The sequence below is a fragment of the Streptomyces sp. NPDC034085 genome, assembly GCF_055575555.1.
In genome coordinates this window covers 199754-218259 of record NZ_JBVISL010000004.1, presented here as the reverse complement: position 1 = coordinate 218259, position 18506 = coordinate 199754, and the positions used below count along the sequence as shown (strand labels likewise).

The following is an 18506-nucleotide window of genomic DNA, read 5'->3' as shown; positions in this document are numbered from 1 at the left end:
CCTCCTAGCTCTTGCGGCCGCGTACGAGGGCCGGGTCGACCACGCCCCGGCGTTCCTGCCAGAACCTTCCGTCGCGGACCCGCCAGAAGCACATGAGGAGCACGCCGAGGGCCGCGATGCCGATGCCGATGACCAGCGGGGGGCCGAGTCCGAACCAGGAGACCCCGCCGGCGGAGTTGCCCGGGTCGGACATGTCGATGACGGACTCCACCAGCAGCCAGCTCAGCAGGCCGGCGCCGAGCAGCGGGCCCACGCCGATGAGCAGCAGGTTGTGCAGGTTCTCCAGGAGATGGCGGCGGTAGTAGACGGCGCAGGCCACGCCGGTGAGCGCGTAGTAGAAGGCGATGAGCAGGGAGAGCGCGGTGAGGGAGTCGAGGAGGGCGTTCTCGCTGATCTGGTTGACGACGAGGTACCAGGCGATGGCGATGCCGGCCACCCACCAGGTGCTCACCTCCGGGGTGCGGAAGCGGGGGTGGATGTGCGCGAGGCGCGGCGGCAGCGCGTGCCGGCGGGCCATGGACAGGGCGGTGCGGGAAGCCGGGATGATCGTCGTCTGGGTGGAGGCGAGGGCGGAGGTGCAGACGGCGAGGAGCACCACCCAGTCCCAGCCGCCCATCACCTCGTGCGCGAGGACCGCGAAGACGGCTTCCTCCTCGCCGGCGTTCTCGGCGAGGAACTTCGTCCCGGCGTAGCCGACGACGGCGAAGCCGACGGACAGGTAGGTCACGAGCAGCACGACGGTGGACCAGATGCCCGCCTTGCCGGGCGCGCTGGCGGAGTCCTCGACCTCCTCCGTGAGGTTCACGGCCGACTCCCAGCCCCAGTAGATGAACACGCCGAGCAGCAGTCCGCCGGTGAGGGCGGAGCCGCCCGCGCCGAAGGGGTTGAGCCAGCCGACGGAGGGTTCGATCCCGTCGAGGGTGCTGGTGCCGGCGTACACGCGGTAGATGGCCACGACGGCGAAGACGAGGAGGAAGAAGACCTGGGCGAGGATCAGGACGTCCTGGAGGTGGGCGGACAGTTCCGTGCCGATGACGCAGACGGCGGTCATGGCGAGGATGACCACGACCGTGAGCGTCTGGCGGACCACCTGGTTCGCGGCCCAGCCGTCGAGGCCCGCGGCGAGCAGGCCGAAGTGGACGGCGACGTCGGCGAGGGAGCCGATGACGAGCACGCCGGTCATGGTGATGGCCCAGCCGCCGAGCCACCCCGCCCAGGGGCCCATGGCCCGCGTCACCCAGGAGAAGGTGGTGCCGCAGTCCTGGTCGACCTTGTTGAGGTAGTAGAACGCGGCGGCGATGAGCAGCATGGGCACGAACGAGGCCAGCATCACGCCGGGCGCGTAGAGACCGGCCAGGGCCACGATCGGGCCGATGACGGCGGCCAGGGAGTAGGCGGGCGAGGTGGAGTTCAGGCCGATGACGAGCGCGTCGAGGAAGCCGATCGCGTTGGCCTTGAGGCCCTCCTCGGGACCGGCGTCCGGAGTGGTGCTGCCCGCCTCGGCGAGGTCGCCGTCGTTCATGTACGCATCGTCACGCAGCCGGCGGCGGCGCGCGAGGCGGGCGCGGCGGGCCGGGTTACTCGGTGCCGGGGGTCTTGCGGGTGGTGACGTTCATCCGGTTCCACGTGTTCACGGTGAAGACGAGGGCGATCAGCTGGGCCAGCTCCCCCTCGCCGAAGTGCCGGGCGGCCTCGTCGTAGACGGCGTCGGAGACGCCGCCCGGCAGGAGGGTGACCTCCTCGGTCAGGGCGAGCGCGGCGCGCTCCTTCTCTGTGAACAGGCTCGAATCGTGCCAGGCGGAGAGCTGGTGCATCCGCTCCTCCGACTCGCCGCCCTTGCGGGCGTCGCCGGTGTGGTAGTCGATGCAGTAGGCGCACCGGTTGATCTGCGAGGCGCGGATCTGGACCAGTTCCAGCAGGACCGGGTCCAGGCCCTTGCGGGCGGCGGCGTCGAGGGCGAGGACGGCCTTGAAGACGTGCGGGGCGACGGCGGAGAAGTTCATGCGTTCGGGAACCTGGAACGTTGTCATGTGAGGAACCTAGGGGGTGATCGACCGGGCGTAGGGTTCATTTCCATGCAGGGATCATGGGTCAATTCCTCGGCGGCGCCCGCTTCCGACGCGGGCAGCGATCTGCATCTGGACCTGAGCGGCCCGGGCAGTCTGCGCGGCCGGCTGATGCGCGCCCTGCGGGAGGCGGTCCATTCGGGCCGGCTGGCACCGGGGACCCGGCTGCCGCCCTACCGGACGCTCGCCGCCGACCTCGGGATCGCCCGCAACACCGTCGCCGACGCCTATGCCGAGCTGGTGGAGGAGGGCTGGCTGTCGGCGCGTCAGGGGTCGGGCACCCGGGTCGCGGAGCGGGCCGTCCCGCTGGAGGGCGAGGGCCCGCGCGGACCGGCGCGGCCCACGCGGCGGCGTACCGTGCACGATCTGCTGCCCAGCTCACCGGACGCCTCCGCCTTCCCCCGTACGGCCTGGCTGAGCGCGGCCCGCCGGGCCCTGGCCGCCGCCCCGCACGATGCCTTCGGGGTGGGCGACCCGCGCGGCCGGATCGAGCTCCGCGGCGCCCTGACGCAGTACCTGGCGCGGGCGCGGGGCGTACGGACCGCGCCGGACCGGATCGTCGTGTGCTCCGGCTTCGCCCACGCGCTGGAACTGCTGGGCGGCATCCTGCCGGGCCCGTTCGCCGTCGAGTCGTACGGGCTGCCCTTCCACCGGGAGGTCCTGGAGCGGGCCGGGACGGCGACGGTGCCGCTCACCGTCGACGGCCGGGGCGCCCGGGTCGGGGAGCTCGCGGGCACCGGGGCGCGGGCCGTGCTGCTCACGCCCGCGCACCAGTTCCCGACCGGCGGGCCGCTGCACCCGGAGCGGCGGGCGGCGGTGGTGGACTGGGCGCGGGCCACGGGCGGGGTGGTGGTCGAGGACGACTACGACGGGGAGTTCCGCTACGACCGCCAGCCGGTCGGCGCCGTCCAGGGCCTCGACCCGGAGCGGATCGTCTACGTCGGCTCCGTCAGCAAGAGCCTGTCGCCGGCGCTGCGCCTGGGCTGGATGGTGCTGCCGGGCCGGCTCGTGGACGAGGTCCTGGCGGCGAAGGGGCCCCGCGAGATGTGGTCGGGGGTCACGGACCAGCTCACCCTGGCCGAGTTCGTTTCCTCGGGCGGGTACGACCGCCACCTGCGCCGCGTGCGGCAGGTGTACCGGCGCCGGCGGGACCTGCTGGCGGCGCGGCTCGCGGCGGGGGCGCCGCACGTGCGGGTCAGCGGTGTGGCGGCGGGGCTGCACGCGGTGCTGGAGCTGCCGCCGGGCACCGAGGAGGCCGCCCTGCGCGCGGCACGGCGGGCGGGCCTGGCCCTGGACGGGCTGCGGCCGTACCTGCACCCGGACAGCGCCATGGCCCCGCGGGACGGGCTGGTTCTCGGCTACGGCACCCCGCCCGACCACGCGTTCGCGGCGGCGCTGGACGCGCTGTGCCTGGCCCTGCCCGACCCGCCGCCGGGGCCCGCCGCGGGGTGAGGTGGCGCCGGGCACGGGGTCAGGGGCGGGTGTTCCAGCCCGCCACGACCGGGAGCCCGTGCTCGGTGGACAGCACGCTGACGGTGCCGGTGAGCAGGAGGAAGAGCCGGCCCTCCTGCGGGGGCAGACCGAGGTAGCGGGCCGTCAGGACCCGCAGGAAGTGGCCGTGGGCGACGAGCACGACGTCGCCCCGGCCGGCGCGCAGCGTCTCGTGGACGCGGGCGAGGACCCGGTCCGCGCGGGCGCCGACCTGGGCGGCGTCCTCGCCGGGGTGGTCCGCGTCGCCCGCCGGCACCCCGTCGGTCCACAGCGACCAGTCGGGCCGGGTCCGCTGGATCTCGGCGGTGGTGACGCCCTCGTAGCCGCCGTAGTCCCATTCGTGGAGACCCGGTTCGGGTACCCCGTCGGTCAGTCCCGCGAGTTGGGCCGTGGCGACGGCCCGGCTCAGCGGGCTGGTCAGCACCAGGGCGGGCTTGCGGTCGCGGAAGTAGGGGGCCAGTGAGAGGGCCTCCTCGACGCCCCGGGCGGTCAGCGGCACGTCGGTCAGCCCCGTGTGGCGCCCGCCCGCGCTCCACGCCGTCTCGCCGTGCCTCACCAGCAGCAGATCACTCATGGTCCGGACCCTACGGCGGTGGGCTGGTGCCCGGCATGTCGGGCCGCTGGAGCCCGGCGGGCGTGTCACTGTCGGGCCTCATGGATGTGGGTGGGCGCGGGCGGCTGACCGTCCTGCTGCTGGTGCTGACCTGGGTGACCGGGCTGATCGAGGCCGTGAGCCTGCTGGCGCTGGGGCCGGTGTTCACCGCCATGCAGACGGGCAACGTGCTGTTCCTGGCCTTCGGCACGGCCCACCAGGGGGGTCTGCCCGCGTTGGCGCCGGGGGTGTCGCTGGTGTCCTTCGCGGCCGGAGCGGTGTGCGCGGCCCGGCTGGAGGGGGCGGCGGAGGCCCGGGGGCGGCACTGGTTCGTGATCGGCCTGGCGGTGGAGGCGACGCTGATCCTGGCGGCCGCCTGCGCCGGGTGGGGCTTGGCGCCCCGGTACGGGAACCCCGCCGCGCGGCATCTGCTGACGGCGGCCGTCCTGGCGGTGGCGATGGGGTTCCGCAACGTCTCCAGCATGCGGGTCAACCTGCCGGGGGTGCCGACCACGCTGGTCACCCGGTCGATGACGGCCTTCCTCGGCGGCTCGGCGCTGGGCCACGACAGTGCGTTCGGGTACGGCACGGGGGTCTGGGGGCGGCGCGCGTGGGCGATCGGGGCGATGTTCACCGGCGGGGTGACGGGGGGCCTGCTGGTGCGGGCGGGGTGCGCGGTGAACTGGCTGCTGCTGCCGGCGGCCGTGGTCGTGCTGGGGGTCTCGCTGGCGGGCCGACGGCAGCAGCCGCTGCACGCCGGGACCGGCTGAGCCGCGGGTCCGGGCCCGGCCGGAATCGATGCGGAAACGGTGCAAGTGGCCCTCGGGCCCCCGGCTCGGGAGGCTCGTGCCATGGACACCGCTCCCCCGCAGGAAGCCGCTCCCGACCGCGCCCTGGAGTCCGGGTTCGCCGCCGGTGACGAGGGGTGCGCGGAGGCCGTCTACCGGCGGTGGCGGCCGCTGGTGCAGGGCCTCGCCCGGCGCGCCCTGGGCGACGCGCGGGAGGCCGAGGACGTCACCCAGCAGGTGTTCCTCGCCGCCTGGCGGGGCCGGGCCGGGTACCGTCCGGGGCACGGCGGGATGGGGGCCTGGCTGACCGGCATCACCCGCCACAAGGTCGCCGACGCGCTGGAGGCCCGCGGCAGGCAGGCCCGCGTGGCACGGGCCACCGCGCTGGGCGCCGGCGGACGGCCGGCCGGGGTGCAGGCACCTGCGGAGCACGCCCTGGACCGGGTGCTGGTCCTCGGGGAGCTGGCCCGGCTGCCCGTGGCGCAGCGGCGGGTCCTGTGCCTGGCCTTCTACGCGGATCTGAGCCAGAGCCAGATCGCGGAGCGCACCGGGCTGCCGTTGGGCACCGTCAAGAGCCATATGCGGCGGGCCCTGTGCGCGCTGCGGCGGTCGCTGGATCCGCTGCGGCCACCAGTTCCGCGATGACGGCGAGGCCGGACCGCAGTCCGAACAGTCGTCCGGTCCGCGGCCCCTGGGCCTCCGGGCCCCAGCCGGGGCCGGCCAGCAGCAGCGCCGAGTGGCCGCGGGCGCCGCGCAGCCCCCATTCGATGCCGGCGACCGAGCGGGCCAGGGCCCGGTCCGCGGTGGTGCGGGACTGCGACCAGAGCACGGCGGCACGGGGACCCGTACGCCGTACCGCGTCACACAGCGCCCCGGCGGGCAGGGCGGCACCGAACATCCGCACCGGCACGCCGCGTTCCCCCAGCGCGGCGGCCAGGGCCTCGACGGGCAGACTGTGCAGTTCCCCGGGCGCGCACGCGAGGAGCACCGGGGGCACCCGCGCCCGTTCCGGCGCGGGGCGGATCCGGTGGAGGGCCGCGGAGACCTGCCACGACAGCAGGTGTTCCACCTCGATGTAGCGCTCCCCGGCCGAGGCCCATTTGCGGCCGACGGCGTGCAGGGTCGGCGCGATGACCTCCTCCCAGGCCGCGGCCAGGCCGTGTTCCGCGAGGGCCGCCTCCAGCAGTTCGGCCACGGCCGGCGCGTCCAGTCGTACGGCGGCCCGCGCGAGCCCCCGGCCCTCCGGCCGCGCCTCCCCGAGGGGGAGGGCACCGGGCCCGCCCGGTGCCCCGGCCGCCGCCCTCCCCGCCGCGCGGGCGGCGGGTGCTGCGCCGAGCGCGGCCCGCGCCGCCTCGGACGGGGGCACGCCCCGCGCGGTGAGCCGGCACATCTCCTCCAGGCGGGCGATGTCCCGGGGCGTCCAGCGGCGGTGCCGGCCGTCCTCGCGGTGGGCGGGGCCGATGGCGTAGCGGCGCTCCCAGGAGCGCAGCGTGGTCGGGGAGACCCCGAGGCGGCGGGCGACGGCGCCGGTGCTCAGGGCGGGTTCGGGGTCCACCGGCCTACGGTACGCCGCCCGGTGCCGCCCCGGGCCGCGCCTGACGGAGGCGGCCGAGGGCGTCGGCGAGGTCCACCACCGGCGGCGGGTAGTCGTAGCGCGCCCGTTCGGTCTCGGGCAGCCGCCAGGGCTCGTGGACCCGGGGCGCGGGCAGGCCGGCCAGCTCGGGCACCCAGCGGTGGACGTAGCGGCCCTCGGGGTCGTAGCGCAGGCCCTGGCGGACGGGGTTGAGGACCCGGTTGGGGCGGGTGTCGGTGCCGGTGCCCGCCGCCCACTGCCAGTTGAGCTGGTTGTTGGCCAGATCGCCGTCCACGAGGAGCTCGAGGAAGTGCCGGGCGCCGACGCGCCAGTCCACGTAGAGGCTCTTGGTGAGGAAGCTCGCGGCCAGCAGGCGGGCGCGGCCCGGCATCCAGCCCTCCTGGCGCAGCTGGCGCATGGCGGCGTCGACCACGGGATAGCCGGTGCGGCCTTCCTTCCAGGCGCGGATCTCCTCCTGCGCGGCGGGGCCGGTGCGCCAGTGGTCGAGGCGCGGCCGGTAGTCCTCACGCGCGGCACCGGGCCGGGCGGCGAGGACCTGGTGGTGGAAGTCGCGCCAGCACAGCTGGCGGACGAAGGCCTCGGCTCCGGGGCCTCTCGCGGTGCGGCAGCGGTGGACGGCCTCGGTGGCCGACAGGGTGCCGAAGTGCAGGTGCGGGGAGAGCCGGGAGGTGGCGTCGGCGGCGAGGTCGTCGTGGGTGTCCTCGTAGCGGGTGACTCCGGAGCGCAGCCAGGAGGCCAGCAGCCGCCGGGCCTCGCGTTCGCCGCCGCGCGCGAGACCCGGGGAAGTCGCGCCGACGGCGTCGCGGCGGGGCAGCTCCTCGGAGCCGAGGCCCTCGGGTACGCGGACGGCGCGCGGGGCGGCGGTCACCGGCCGCTGGTGCAGCTCCGTCCAGCGCCGCAGGTACGGGGTGAACACGGAGAAGTGGTCGGCACCCGAACCGGTGGGCACTACCGCCCCCGGGGCCACCGCCGTGACGACCGTGTCGTGCGTGTACAGCCGGCGCCCCTGCGCTTCCAGGGCCTCCCGCAGCCGTTCCTCGCGGGCATGGGCGTAACCGCTGACCCCGGCGGCCATGTGCACCTCGTCGGCGTCGGCCTCCAGCACCAGGGCGCAGACCTCGGCGACGGCGTCCCCGGAGCGCAGCACGAGGCGGCCGCCGCGTTCGCGCAGCCCGGCGTCGAGGTCGGCGAGGCAGTCGGCGAGGAAGGCCAGCCGGTTGGGCGCCGCGAAGCCGGATGCCTCGATGGCCCGGTCCCGGACGAACAGCGGGACGACCCGGTCGCAGGAGGAGAGGGCCGCGCGCAGCGGCGGATGGTCGTGCAGGCGCAGGTCGGAGGTGTACAGGACCACGGCGGTGTTCATGGCTCTCGGCTCCGTGTCGGGGCTGTGGGGGGCGGCTGTCCCCCTGTTCTTCGGCACCGGGGCGTGATCGGATGCGGCTTCGCCGGAGCGGGACGATCCGGGCCATTGGTACAGTCCTGGCATGGCGGTGGACGAGCTCGACACCCGGATCCTGCGCCTGCTGCTCGAGCAGCCGCGTACGAGCGTCCGCGAGTACGCCCGGATCCTCGGTGTGGCCCGCGGCACCCTCCAGGCCCGGCTGGACCGGCTGGAGCGCACCGGGGTGATCACCGGCAGCGGTCCGGTGCTCTCCCCCGCCGCTCTGGGGCATCCGGTGCTCGCCTTCGTGCACATCGAGGTCACGCAGGGGCGTCTGGACGAGGTCGGGGAGGCGCTGGCGACGGTTCCCGAGATCGTCGAGGCATTCTCGATCACGGGCGGCGGGGACCTGCTGACCCGGGTGGTGGCCCGGGACGCAGGCCACCTGGAGGACGTGATCCAGCAGCTGATCCGGCTTCCGGGCGTGGTCCGCACCCGGACGGAGGTCGCCCTGCGCGAGCGGGTCGCGCACCGGCTGCTGCCGCTGGTGGAGTCCGTGGGGCGGGCGGCCCGCAAACCCTGACACGATGGCCGATACAGGCATACCACCGGCAGGACGGGCAGAGCGGATGATCTCCGTCATATTCGATCTCGACGGCACCCTCGTGGACAGCGAGCCGAACTACTACGAGTCGGGGCGCCGCACCCTGGAGCGCCACGGCGTCCCCGACTTCACGTGGGAGCAGCACTCCCGCTTCATCGGAATCGGCACCCTGGAGACGCTGGAGGTCCTCAAGGACCGCTACGGCCTGCGGGCCCCGGTGGAGCAGCTACTGGCGGAGCAGAACGCCGCCTACCTGGAGCTGGCCCGGACCCGCACGCGGACCTTCCCGCAGATGCGGGCGTTCGTGGAGCGGCTGCACGGGCGGGGGGTTCCGATGGCGGTGGCCTCCGGCTCCTCGCGGGAGGCGATCGACGCCGTACTGGAGGGCACCGGGCTGGCCGCGCTGCTGCCCACCGCGGTCTCCGCCGAGGAGGTCGGGCGGGGCAAGCCCGCCCCCGACGTGTTCCTGGAGGCGGCCCGCCGGCTCGGCGCCCCGCCCGGCGACTGCGTGGTCGTCGAGGACGCGGCGCCGGGGGCGCTGGCCGCGCACGCCGCCGGGATGCGGTGCGTGGCGGTCCCGTACGTGGCCGGCACCGCGGGCGACCCCGCCTTCGCCGCGGCCGGCCTGCTGTTCGCGGGCGGCCAGCGGGAGTTCAGCGCGGACGCCGCCGAGGACTGGCTGTTCGCCCTCGCAGCCACCACCGCCTGACGGCACCCGTCCGGACGCGTCGGCGGGGGGCCCGCCTTCAGCGCATCACGCGCGGCAGGCGCAGGCTGAGGGCCACCGTCAGGGCGATCAGGGCGAGCTGGACGAGCAGGGTCACCGCGAGGGCGGCGCGCATCCCGAGCGAGTCGGCCAGCGCGAGGAAGAGGGTGCCCACGGTCGCCACGCCCAGGGCCAGCGAGGACTGCTGGGTGGTGACCATGACCCCGCTGCCCACCCCGGCCCGGTCCGCCGGGACGTCGGAGAGCATCATCCGCATCAGCACGGGCAGCTGGAGGCCCTGGCCGAGGCCCGCGACCGCGACCCCCGGAGCCAGTCCGGCGAGACCGAGGTCCGGCCAGCCGTACCAGACGGCCGCCAGCACCAGGGCGATGCCGAGGCCCTGGATCAGCCCGCCGGCGGTGACGACCCGGCTGCCGAACCTGCCGACCAGCCGGGGTCCCGCGAGCGAGGCGCCGAAGAAGGCCAGGGCCATCGGCACCAGCGCGAGCCCCGCGGCCACCGGGCCCATGCGCAGGCCCTGCTGGAGGGCGACGGCGACCACGAACATGAAACCGCTGAAGCCCATCGAGAACGGCAGCATCATCACCAGCCCGCGGCGCAGGGACACCAGCCGCAGCAGGCTCGGCGGCACCAGCGGGGTGCGCCCCAGCCGGTCGGCGCGGCGCTCCGTCAGGTAGAAGGCCAGGGCAGCGAAGGGCGACACGGCCAGCACCACCCAGGTCCACAGCGGCCAGCCGGCCGCCCGCCCCTCGGTCAGCGGCAGCAGCAGGGACACCAGGGTGAGGCCGAGCAGCAGCGTCCCGGGGACGTCCACCGACGCCGGACGGTCCGAGCGGGTCTCCGGGACGGCCCGGACGGCGAGCACCAGCCCGGCCACCACCACGGGCACGTTGACGAGGAACACCGAGCGCCAGCCGGACCCGGCCACGTCGGCGGCGACCAGCACCCCGCCCAGGATCTGCCCGGCGACCATGGACAGGCCGGCGGTGGCCCCGTACAGGCTCATCGCGCGGGCGCGGCGCGGGCCCTGGGTGGTGGCCTGGATGGTGGCCAGCACCTGCGGCAGCATCAGCGCCGCCGCGGCGCCCTGCGCCACCCGTGCCCCGACCAGGGTCCAGGCGGTGGGCGCCAGCCCGCAGGCCAGGGAGGTCAGCCCGAAGGCGGCCATCCCGATGACGAAGAGGCGCCGCCGGCCGACCGTGTCACCGATCCGCCCGCCCAGCACCAGCAGCACCGAGTACGCGACCCCGTAGCCGCCGACGACCAGTTCCAGCATGGCCGGACCGGCGGCGAGGTCGGCGTCGATGGCGGGCAGCGCCACGTTGACGATGAAGAAGTCGATCAGGGGGAGAGCGGCGCCCAGCAGGACGGTGAACAGCCCGAGGGGCGTGAGGACGGCGGGCCCCGCGACCGCGGACGCGGCGGTGGCCGGGGCGGTCGGGGCCGTGGGAACGGACGGGGACGGGTGGGTCGTGCGTACGGTTGTTTCGCTCACGCAGGAGACGATCCACCGCCGCTCAGCCTGGTACCAGAGTCTCCTCATCCTGGTACCAGGAGTACCTGGCAACGGGATGAGCGGTGCGGCACCCTGGTGCCATGACCACCGTTGCCCCGGAGAGCGACCTGCGCCGCCACGAGCTCGCCGACTTCCTGCGCAGCCGCCGCGAGCGGATCACACCCGAGCAGGTCGGGCTGGTCCGGGGCCGGCGCCGGCGCACCCCCGGGCTGCGCCGCGAGGAGGTCGCGCAGCTCTCCGCCGTCGGTGTCACCTGGTACACCTGGCTGGAGCAGGCCCGCGAGATCCAGGTGTCCCCGCAGGTGCTGGACGCGCTGGCGCGGGCCCTGCTGCTGGACTCCAGCGAGCGCGCGCACCTGTTCGCGCTGGCGGGCATCTCCGATCCGGCGCCGAACACCCCCTGCCCGAGCGTGACCCCGGCCCTGCGGGCCATGCTCGACCAGCTCGACCCGATCCCGGCGTGCGTACAGAACAGCCGGTACGACATCCGCGCCTACAACAGCACGTACGGGCGGCTGCTGTGCGACCTGGACGCGCTGCCCCCCGAGGACCGCAACTGCGTGTGGCTGGCGTTCACCAACGCGGAATGGCGGGCCTCCCTGGTGGACGTGCCGGGTGTGAACAGGCTGCTGGCGGCCAAGTTCCGGGCCTCCATGGCCGGGCACCTGGCGGAGCCCGCCTGGAAGACCCTGCTGGCCCGGCTGGAGGCGGCCTCGCCGGAGTTCCGGGAGATCTGGGCCCGGCACGAGGTGGTGGGGGCGGGCGGCAACACCAAGTACATCCGCAACGCCCACGTGGGGCTGCTGCGCCTGGAGCACACCAGCCTGTGGCTGGGTCCGGCGTCGGGCGCACGGCTGACGACGTTCGTCCCGCTGGACGAGGAGAGCCGCCTCGGCCTGGAGCGCCTCCACGACCTGTGCCGGACCACGGCCTGAGGGCCGGCGTCGGAGACGCCACCCGGGAAGATCCCGCGGAGCCCGCAAGTTAGTAGAACCGTGAACGAATTGCTGAGGGACGCCGCGGACGTGGACGTCGTGGTCGTCGGCGCCGGGCAGGCGGGCCTGTCCAGCGCCTACCACCTGGCCCGGGCCGGGATCGACCACGTGGTGCTGGACCACTCGCCCCGGCCGGGCGGCGCCTGGCAGTTCCGGTGGCCCTCGCTGACCTACGGCAGGGTGCACGGGATGCACGCGCTGCCCGGCATGGAGCTGACCGGCGCCGATCCGCTGCGGCCGTCGTCCGAGGTGATCGGGGAGTACTTCGCGGCGTACGAGGAGCGCTTCGGCCTGCGCGTACGCCGCCCCGTGGACGTCACCGCCGTGCGCGACGGCGGCGGGGGCGCCGGCGGGCGGCTGCTGGTGGAGTCCGCGTTCGGCAGCTGGTCGGCGCGGGCGCTGGTCAACGCCACCGGTACCTGGGACCGCCCGTTCTGGCCGCGCTACCCGGGCCAGGAGCTGTTCCGGGGCCGCCAGCTGCACACCGCGAACTATCCCGGGCCGGGGGAGTTCGCCGGGGCCCGGGTGGTCGTGGTGGGCGGCGGCACCTCGGCGGTGCAGCACCTGCTGGAGATCTCCGAGGTGGCGGCCCGGACCACCTGGGTCACCCGCAGGCCGCCCGTGTTCCGCGAAGGGGGCTTCGGCGAGGCGGAGGGCCGGGCGGCGGTGGCGCTGGTGGAGGAGCGGGTCCGGCGGGGCCTGCCGCCGCAGAGCGTGGTCAGCGTGACCGGGCTGGCCCTGACCGACGCCGTGCGGGCGGGGCTGGACGCGGGGGTACTGGCGCGGCGGCCCGTCTTCGAACGGATCACCCCGTCAGGGGTGGCGTGGGCGGACGGGCGGAGCGAGGACGCGGACGTGATCCTGTGGGCCACCGGCTTCCGGCCGGCCGTCGACCACCTGGCGCCGCTGCGGTTGCGCGAGCCGGGCGGCGGGATCCGGGTCGAGGGCACCAGAGCGGTGCGCGACGAGCGGGTCCACCTGGTCGGCTACGGCCCCTCGGCCTCCACCATCGGCGCGAACCGGGCGGGCGCCGCCGCGGTCCGCGAGATCCGCCGCCTGCTGGCCCGGGACCGGGCGGTACCGGCGGTCTGATCACACCTGCCGGCCGGCTTCGGGGACCACCTTCCCGGTGTCGCAGTCCGGCGCGGCCGTACGATCACACGTTCACCGGTGTGGGCACGGGCTCCCCCGCGCCTCCCCTGCCGGGCTCACCCGGCCCTGCGGCGGAGTCTCCCCGCTCCCCGGCCGGCACTGCCTGCGCGGCATCACGGTCCCGGCGGACGAGTGCGGCGTAGCGGCCGCCGGCTCCCAGCAGTTCCTCGTGCGTCCCCCGCTCGGCGATGCGGCCGGCGTCCAGGACCACGATCTGGTCGGCGTCGCGGATGGTGGAGAGGCGATGGGCGATGGTGATGGTGGTGCGGCCCTTCGAGAGGTTGTCGATGGCCCGCTGCACGGCGTGCTCGGTACGGGTGTCGAGGGCGCTGGTCGCCTCGTCGAGGATGAGCACCGGCGGATCCCGCAGGACCGTGCGCGCGATGGCGAGCCGCTGCTTCTCGCCGCCCGAGAAGCGGTAGCCGCGCTCCCCGACCAGGGTGTCGTAGCCGTCGGGCAGGGACGCGATGTGGTCGTGGATCTGTGCCGCGCGGGCCGCCGCGACGAGTTCCTCGTCGGTGGCGTCCGGCTTGGCGAAGCGCAGGTTGTCGGCGACCGAGGCGTGGAAGAGGTAGGTCTCCTGCGAGACCACGCCTATGGACCGGGCCAACGAGTCGAAGTCCAGATCACGTACGTCCACCCCGTCCAGGGTGACCCGTCCGCCGGTCACGTCGTAGAGCCTCGGCACCAGATAGCTGAGCGTGCTCTTGCCGGAGCCGGTCGGGCCGACCACGGCCAGGGAGCCGCCGGCCGGGACGGTGATGTCGATGCCGGTGAGGGTGGGGCCGGCCTCGGCCTCGTAGGCGAAGTGCACGTCCTCCAGGCGAACCTCGCCCTTCGCGCGGTCCAGCCGCACGGGCTCGTCCCGCTCGGTGATGTCGACCGGCAGGTCGAGGTACTCGAAGATGCGGGCGAACAGCGCGAGGGAGGTCTGAATCTGCACGCCGGTCGACAGCAGGCTCACGGCGGGCCGGAACAGGCCCTGCTGGAGGGTGACGAAGGCGACGAGGGTGCCGACGGAGAGCGAAGGGGCACCGGTCTGCAGGGCTATGCCCGCGGCCCAGTAGATCAGCGCGGGCATGGCGGCCATGACGATGCCGATGGTGGACATCCGCCAGCGCCCGGCCATGCTGGAGCGCACTTCCAGGCCGACGAGCTTCTCGGACTCCTCGGAGAACGCGGCGGTGAGGGACTGCGAGCGGCCCATGGTGCGGCCGAGCAGGATCCCGCTGACCGAGAGGGACTCGGTGACGGTCGCCGCCATGGCGGCCATCTGCTTCTGCCGCTGCGTGGTGATCTTCTTGCGCTCGCGGCCGACCCGCCGGCTGATCCACACGAACACGGGCAGCAGCAGGAGGGAGACGACGGTCAGCCGCCAGTCGAGCGCGAGCATCGCGACGACGGAGGCGATCACGGCGGTCAGGTTCGACACGAGCGAGGTCGCGGTCGAGGTGACCGTGGCCTGCATGCCGCCGATGTCGTTGGCTATGCGGGACTGCACCTCGCCGGTGCGGGTGCGGGTGAAGAAGGCCAGGGGCATCCGCTGGAGCTGGGCGTAGACGGCGGTGCGCAGGTCGTGCATGACGCGCTGGCCGACCGTGGTGGAGATCAGCGTCTGGAGGACGCCGAAGACGCTGGTCACGACCGCCGTGAGGATCATGCCGAGCGCGAGCAGGCTGAGCAGCCCGGTGCGGCCCTGAGGGATCGCGACGTCCAGGATCTCCTTGAGCAGGAACGGCGAGGCCACGCCGACCAGCGAGGACGCCCCGACCAGCGCTCCGACGACGGCGAGCCGGCCGCGGTAGGGGCGGAACAGGCCGAGGATGCGGCGCAGTTCGCGCGGGCGGTCCGCCGGGGCCGGGAGGGTGGGGTCGAGTGCTTCGTTCGATGGGGTCCACTTCGGTTCGTCGTGGCGCATGGGCCTCCTTCTGACGGGACTCCGATGAGCATAGCTCATTGTTACCTATGCTCACAATGAATCCGGTCCTGGTACTGTTTCCCAGTATGAGCACCGGTTCCGAGACCGACACCCGCGATTCCACCGACGGCGTCCTCGCCGAGCAGCTGCTGCGCCTCACGCGCCGACTCCACCGCATCCAGAAGCGCCACATGGAGCCGCTCGGAATCACCCCCGCCCAGGGGCGGCTGCTGCGCCTCGTCTCGCACTACGGCGGTGACCAGCCGCCCCGAATGGCCGATCTGGCCACGCGGCTCGAGGTCGTGCCGCGCGCCGTGACCACCCTCGTGGACGGGCTCGAGGCCGCCGACTGCGTACGCCGCGTGCCCGACCCGGCGAACCGGCGCGTCATCCGGATCGAACTCACCGAAACCGGCCGCGCCACGCTGCGCCGTCTGCGCAACGCGCGAACCGACGCGGCGGAGGAGATCCTTGCTCCGTTGACCGCCGGGCAGCGCGAGGTGCTCGGCGGGCTGCTGAACGCGCTGGCGGACTTTCCCGCGGAGCGCCGCTGCTGAGACGGGCGGGCGGACGCCGGCGCCGCCGCGCCGGACCGCGAGACACAAGGGGCTGCTCATGCCGCTGCACGGACCGAAGCCCGGGGCCCTGCGCCCGCACGGCCTGCGCGCCCCCGCCCCCGACCGGGTGCCCGACCGGCTGGCCGCCGGGACCCCGCCGGCCCTGCGCGCCGAGCTGACCGAACTGCTCGGCGCCGAGAAGGTGCTGTGGAAGGTCTCCGACCTGGTCCGCTACGCCTCCGACGCCTCGCCCTACCGGTTCGTGCCGCAGGTCGTGGTGGTCGCCGAGGACATCGACGACATCTCCGCGGTCCTCTCCTACGCCCACGGCCGGCAGCGCGAGGTGGTCTTCCGCGCCGCCGGGACCTCGCTGAACGGGCAGGCGCAGGGCGAGGACATCCTGGTCGACGTACGCCGCCACTGGGCCGGGATCGAGGTCCTGGACGGCGGCCGCCGGGCCCGGATCCGGCCCGGCACCACCGTGTTCCGGGCCAATGCCGCCCTGGCCCGGCACGGCCGGATCCTGGGGCCCGATCCGGCCAGCGCCGTCGCCTGCACCCTGGGCGGGGTCGTCGCGAACAACTCCTCCGGCATGACCGCGGGGACCACGAGGAACTCCTACCGCACCCTGTCCTCGCTGACCCTGGTCCTGCCGACCGGCACCGTCGTGGACACCGCCGACCCGCTCGCCGACGAGGAGCTGGCGCGCGCCGAACCGGCCCTCTGCCGCGGCCTGATGGAGGTCAAGGGGGAGATCGAGGCGGACCCGGCCCTCGTCGCCCGGATCCGCGCCAAGTACGAGATCAAGAACACCACCGGGTACCGCCTCGACGCGTACCTGGACGGCACCACCCCCGTCGAGATCCTGCGCGGCCTGATGGTCGGCTCGGAGGGCACGCTCGGCTTCATCGCCGAGGTCGTCTTCGACACCCTCCCCCTGGACCGCGAGCTCACCAGCGCGCTGCTCTTCTTCCCCTCCCTGCCTGCCGCGGCCGCCGCCGTACCGCTGTTCAACGAGGCCGGCGCCGTCGCCGTCGAGCTGATGGACGGCAACACCCTGCGCGCCTCGGTCAGGGTCGCGGGCGTGCCCGGCGACTGGGCGGAGCTGCCGAAGGAGACGGCGGCGCTGCTGGTGGAGTTCCGGGCGCCGGACGCGGCGGGGCGCGCCGCGTGCGAGCGGCGTGCGGCCGCGGTGCTGCCCGCGCTGGAACTGGTCGCGCCGGTTCCCTCCGTCACCAACGCCTTCACCGGTGATCCGGCCGCCATCGCCGGTTACTGGAAGGCGCGCAAGGCCTTCGTCACCGCCGTCGGCGGGGCCCGTCCCCCGGGCACCACGCTGATCACCGAGGACTTCGCCGTGCCGCCCTCCCGGCTGGCCGAAGCGTGCGAGGCCCTGCTCGCGCTCCAGGCGGAGCACGGTTTCGACGCGGCCGTCGCCGGGCACGCCGCCCACGGCAACCTGCACTTCCTGCTCGCCTTCGACGCGTCCGAGCCGGCCGACGTGGCGCGGTACGCGGCCTTCATGGACGCCTTCTGCCACCTCACGGTGGAACGGTTCGACGGCTCCCTGAAGGCCGAGCACTCGACCGGCCGCAACATGGCCCCCTTCCTGGAACTGGAGTGGGGGTCGAAGGCGGCCGAACTCATGTGGCGGACCAAGCGGATCGTCGACCCGGACGCGGTCCTCGCCCCGCGCGTCCTCCTCGACCGCGACCCGCGGGCCCATCTGCGGGGCCTGAAGACGATCCCGCGGGTGGAGGCAGTGGCCGACCCGTGCATCGAGTGCGGGTTCTGCGAACCGACCTGCCCGAGCGGTGACCTGACGACCACTCCGCGCCAGCGGATCGTGCTGCGCCGCGAGATGACGCGGCAGCCGCCGGGCTCCCCCGTGCTCGCCGGGCTGCTCGACGCCTACGGCTACGACGCCGTCGACACCTGCGCGGGCGACTCCACCTGCAAGCTCGCCTGTCCCGTCGGGATCGACACCGGTGCGCTGATGAGGGATTTCCGCCACCGCCGGCACGGCCCGCGCGAGGAGCGGGCCGCCGAACTGGCCGCCCGGCGGTTCCGTACCGTCGAGGCCGCCGCCCGGCTGGCCGTGGCCGCGTCCGAGAAGATCACCGGCCTGCTCGGGGACCGGGTGCCGGGCGCCGCGACGGCAGCCGCGCGCAGGGCCCTGCGCCCCGGCCTGGTGCCCCAGTGGCTGCCGCAGCTTCCCGGGGCCGCGGCGCGCCGGCTGCCGGTGACCGGGCGGGCGGGCGCGGCCGCCGTGTACTACCCGGCCTGCGTGAACCGCATCTTCGGCGGCCCCGGGGGCCTGCTGCCGTCGCTGCCGGAGGCGGTGGTGGCCGTGTCGGAACGGGCCGGGAAGCCGGTGTGGATCCCGCATGACGTGGCCGGCACCTGCTGTGCGACGATCTGGCACTCCAAGGGCTACGAGGCCGGCAACCGGCTGATGGCCAACCGGGTCGTCGAGGCCGCCTGGGGGTGGACGGCCGGGGGCCGGCTCCCGCTGGTGGTCGACGCCTCGTCCTGCGCCCTGGGGCTCGCGCGGGAGGTCGTCCCGTACCTGACGCGGGACAACCGCGCCCTGCACGCCGGGCTGCGGATCCTCGACTCCGTCGTCTGGGCGGCGGAGGAACTGCTGCCGCACCTGGAGGTCCGGCGGACGGCCGGCTCGGCGGTGCTGCACCCGACCTGCGCGACGCGCCACCTGGGCGACGAGGCGCAGCTGCGCGCGGTGGCCGAGGCCTGCGCCGGGGAGGTGGTGGTCCCGGACGAGGCGGGCTGCTGCGCTTTCGCGGGCGACCGGGGGATGCTGCACCCGGAGCTGACGGCGTCGGCGACGGCGCGGGAGGCCGCGGAGGTGACGGCACGCCGGTTCGACGCACACCTGTCCTCGAACCGGATGTGCGAGGTGGGCATGGACCGGGCCACCGGGCGCCGTTACCACTCGGTGCTGATCGAACTGGAGCGGGCGACGCGGCCCTGAGCGCGCGCCGGGGCAGGAACAGGCAGCCAGGGGCGCGTGCGCCGGAACACGCGCCGCGCGCCCGCCCCCGGGCCGGAAATTCGATTGCCGGGACCGGGTCGGGAAGACGAACCTTGCGCGGGTCGCAGTCCTC

Annotated in this window: 16 protein-coding genes; 9 read left to right on the top strand and 7 right to left on the bottom strand. The window is 74.7% G+C overall.

Annotation, left to right across the window (positions count from 1 at the left end):
- Nucleotides 1-4 precede the first annotated feature (4 nt).
- Nucleotides 5-1522, bottom strand: a complete 1518-nt coding sequence (locus ACZ501_RS15800; protein ID WP_468795823.1) for an APC family permease — start codon at nt 1520-1522, stop codon at nt 5-7.
- Between the two features lie 55 nt (nt 1523-1577).
- On the bottom strand, nt 1578-2030 hold the full coding sequence (locus ACZ501_RS15795; protein ID WP_468795820.1) for a carboxymuconolactone decarboxylase family protein: 453 nt from the start codon (nt 2028-2030) through the stop codon (nt 1578-1580).
- A 45-nt stretch (nt 2031-2075) separates the two neighbouring features.
- Here ACZ501_RS15795 and pdxR point away from each other — a divergent pair, with 45 nt between their 5' ends.
- Nucleotides 2076-3518 (top strand): MocR-like pyridoxine biosynthesis transcription factor PdxR, encoded by a 1443-nt coding sequence (gene pdxR, locus ACZ501_RS15790; RefSeq protein WP_468795817.1) that lies wholly within the window; start codon nt 2076-2078, stop codon nt 3516-3518.
- A gap of 19 nt (nt 3519-3537) precedes the next feature.
- Here the strand turns inward: pdxR and ACZ501_RS15785 are convergent, their stop codons facing one another.
- Nucleotides 3538-4131, bottom strand: coding sequence for a histidine phosphatase family protein (locus ACZ501_RS15785; protein ID WP_362461738.1), 594 nt, complete (start codon nt 4129-4131; stop codon nt 3538-3540).
- A gap of 80 nt (nt 4132-4211) precedes the next feature.
- Here ACZ501_RS15785 and ACZ501_RS15780 point away from each other — a divergent pair, with 80 nt between their 5' ends.
- Nucleotides 4212-4919 carry a YoaK family protein gene (locus ACZ501_RS15780; protein WP_468795814.1) on the top strand — a complete coding sequence of 236 codons (708 nt, stop codon included), beginning with the start codon at nt 4212-4214 and terminating at the stop codon, nt 4917-4919.
- A gap of 81 nt (nt 4920-5000) precedes the next feature.
- Nucleotides 5001-5582, top strand: a complete 582-nt coding sequence (locus tag ACZ501_RS15775; protein ID WP_468795811.1) for an RNA polymerase sigma factor — start codon at nt 5001-5003, stop codon at nt 5580-5582.
- On the opposite strand, the gene ACZ501_RS15770 is transcribed toward ACZ501_RS15775, so the two are convergent.
- Both ACZ501_RS15770 and ACZ501_RS15765 read right to left on the bottom strand, forming a co-directional pair.
- A complete protein-coding gene (locus tag ACZ501_RS15770; protein WP_468795808.1) occupies nt 5506-6492 on the bottom strand; it encodes a MerR family transcriptional regulator in 987 nt (328 codons plus the stop codon). The two genes, ACZ501_RS15775 and ACZ501_RS15770, sit on opposite strands and share 77 nt — an antisense overlap.
- A gap of 4 nt (nt 6493-6496) precedes the next feature.
- Nucleotides 6497-7894 (bottom strand): cryptochrome/photolyase family protein, encoded by a 1398-nt coding sequence (locus tag ACZ501_RS15765; RefSeq protein ID WP_468795805.1) that lies wholly within the window; start codon nt 7892-7894, stop codon nt 6497-6499.
- 121 nt (nt 7895-8015) lie between these two features.
- On the opposite strand from ACZ501_RS15765, the gene ACZ501_RS15760 reads away from it, so the two are divergent.
- Together ACZ501_RS15760 and ACZ501_RS15755 are read left to right on the top strand one after the other, a co-directional pair.
- Nucleotides 8016-8495 carry an Lrp/AsnC family transcriptional regulator gene (locus ACZ501_RS15760; protein ID WP_468795802.1) on the top strand — a complete coding sequence of 160 codons (480 nt, stop codon included), beginning with the start codon at nt 8016-8018 and terminating at the stop codon, nt 8493-8495.
- A gap of 46 nt (nt 8496-8541) precedes the next feature.
- Nucleotides 8542-9225 (top strand): HAD family hydrolase, encoded by a 684-nt coding sequence (locus ACZ501_RS15755; RefSeq protein WP_468795799.1) that lies wholly within the window; start codon nt 8542-8544, stop codon nt 9223-9225.
- Between the two features lie 37 nt (nt 9226-9262).
- On the opposite strand, the gene ACZ501_RS15750 is transcribed toward ACZ501_RS15755, so the two are convergent.
- Entirely contained in the window at nt 9263-10738 is a 1476-nt protein-coding gene (locus ACZ501_RS15750) for an MFS transporter (RefSeq protein ID WP_468795796.1), read from the bottom strand.
- A gap of 101 nt (nt 10739-10839) precedes the next feature.
- Here ACZ501_RS15750 and ACZ501_RS15745 point away from each other — a divergent pair, with 101 nt between their 5' ends.
- Both ACZ501_RS15745 and ACZ501_RS15740 read left to right on the top strand, forming a co-directional pair.
- On the top strand, nt 10840-11694 hold the full coding sequence (locus tag ACZ501_RS15745; RefSeq protein WP_468795793.1) for an MmyB family transcriptional regulator: 855 nt from the start codon (nt 10840-10842) through the stop codon (nt 11692-11694).
- A gap of 69 nt (nt 11695-11763) precedes the next feature.
- Entirely contained in the window at nt 11764-12846 is a 1083-nt protein-coding gene (locus tag ACZ501_RS15740) for an FAD-dependent oxidoreductase (RefSeq protein WP_468796601.1), read from the top strand.
- Nucleotides 12847-12910: 64 nt separating this feature from the next.
- Here ACZ501_RS15740 and ACZ501_RS15735 read toward each other — a convergent pair whose 3' ends face one another.
- Entirely contained in the window at nt 12911-14824 is a 1914-nt protein-coding gene (locus ACZ501_RS15735) for an ABC transporter ATP-binding protein (RefSeq protein ID WP_468795790.1), read from the bottom strand.
- A gap of 86 nt (nt 14825-14910) precedes the next feature.
- Between ACZ501_RS15735 and ACZ501_RS15730 the strand changes: the two genes are divergently transcribed.
- The gene (locus ACZ501_RS15730; RefSeq protein WP_362461712.1) at nt 14911-15381 is read left to right on the top strand and encodes a MarR family winged helix-turn-helix transcriptional regulator; all 471 of its coding nucleotides are present in this window, start codon (nt 14911-14913) and stop codon (nt 15379-15381) included.
- Between the two features lie 58 nt (nt 15382-15439).
- Nucleotides 15440-18373, top strand: coding sequence for an FAD-binding and (Fe-S)-binding domain-containing protein (locus ACZ501_RS15725; protein ID WP_468795787.1), 2934 nt, complete (start codon nt 15440-15442; stop codon nt 18371-18373).
- The last annotated feature ends 133 nt before the right edge of the window (nt 18374-18506 follow it).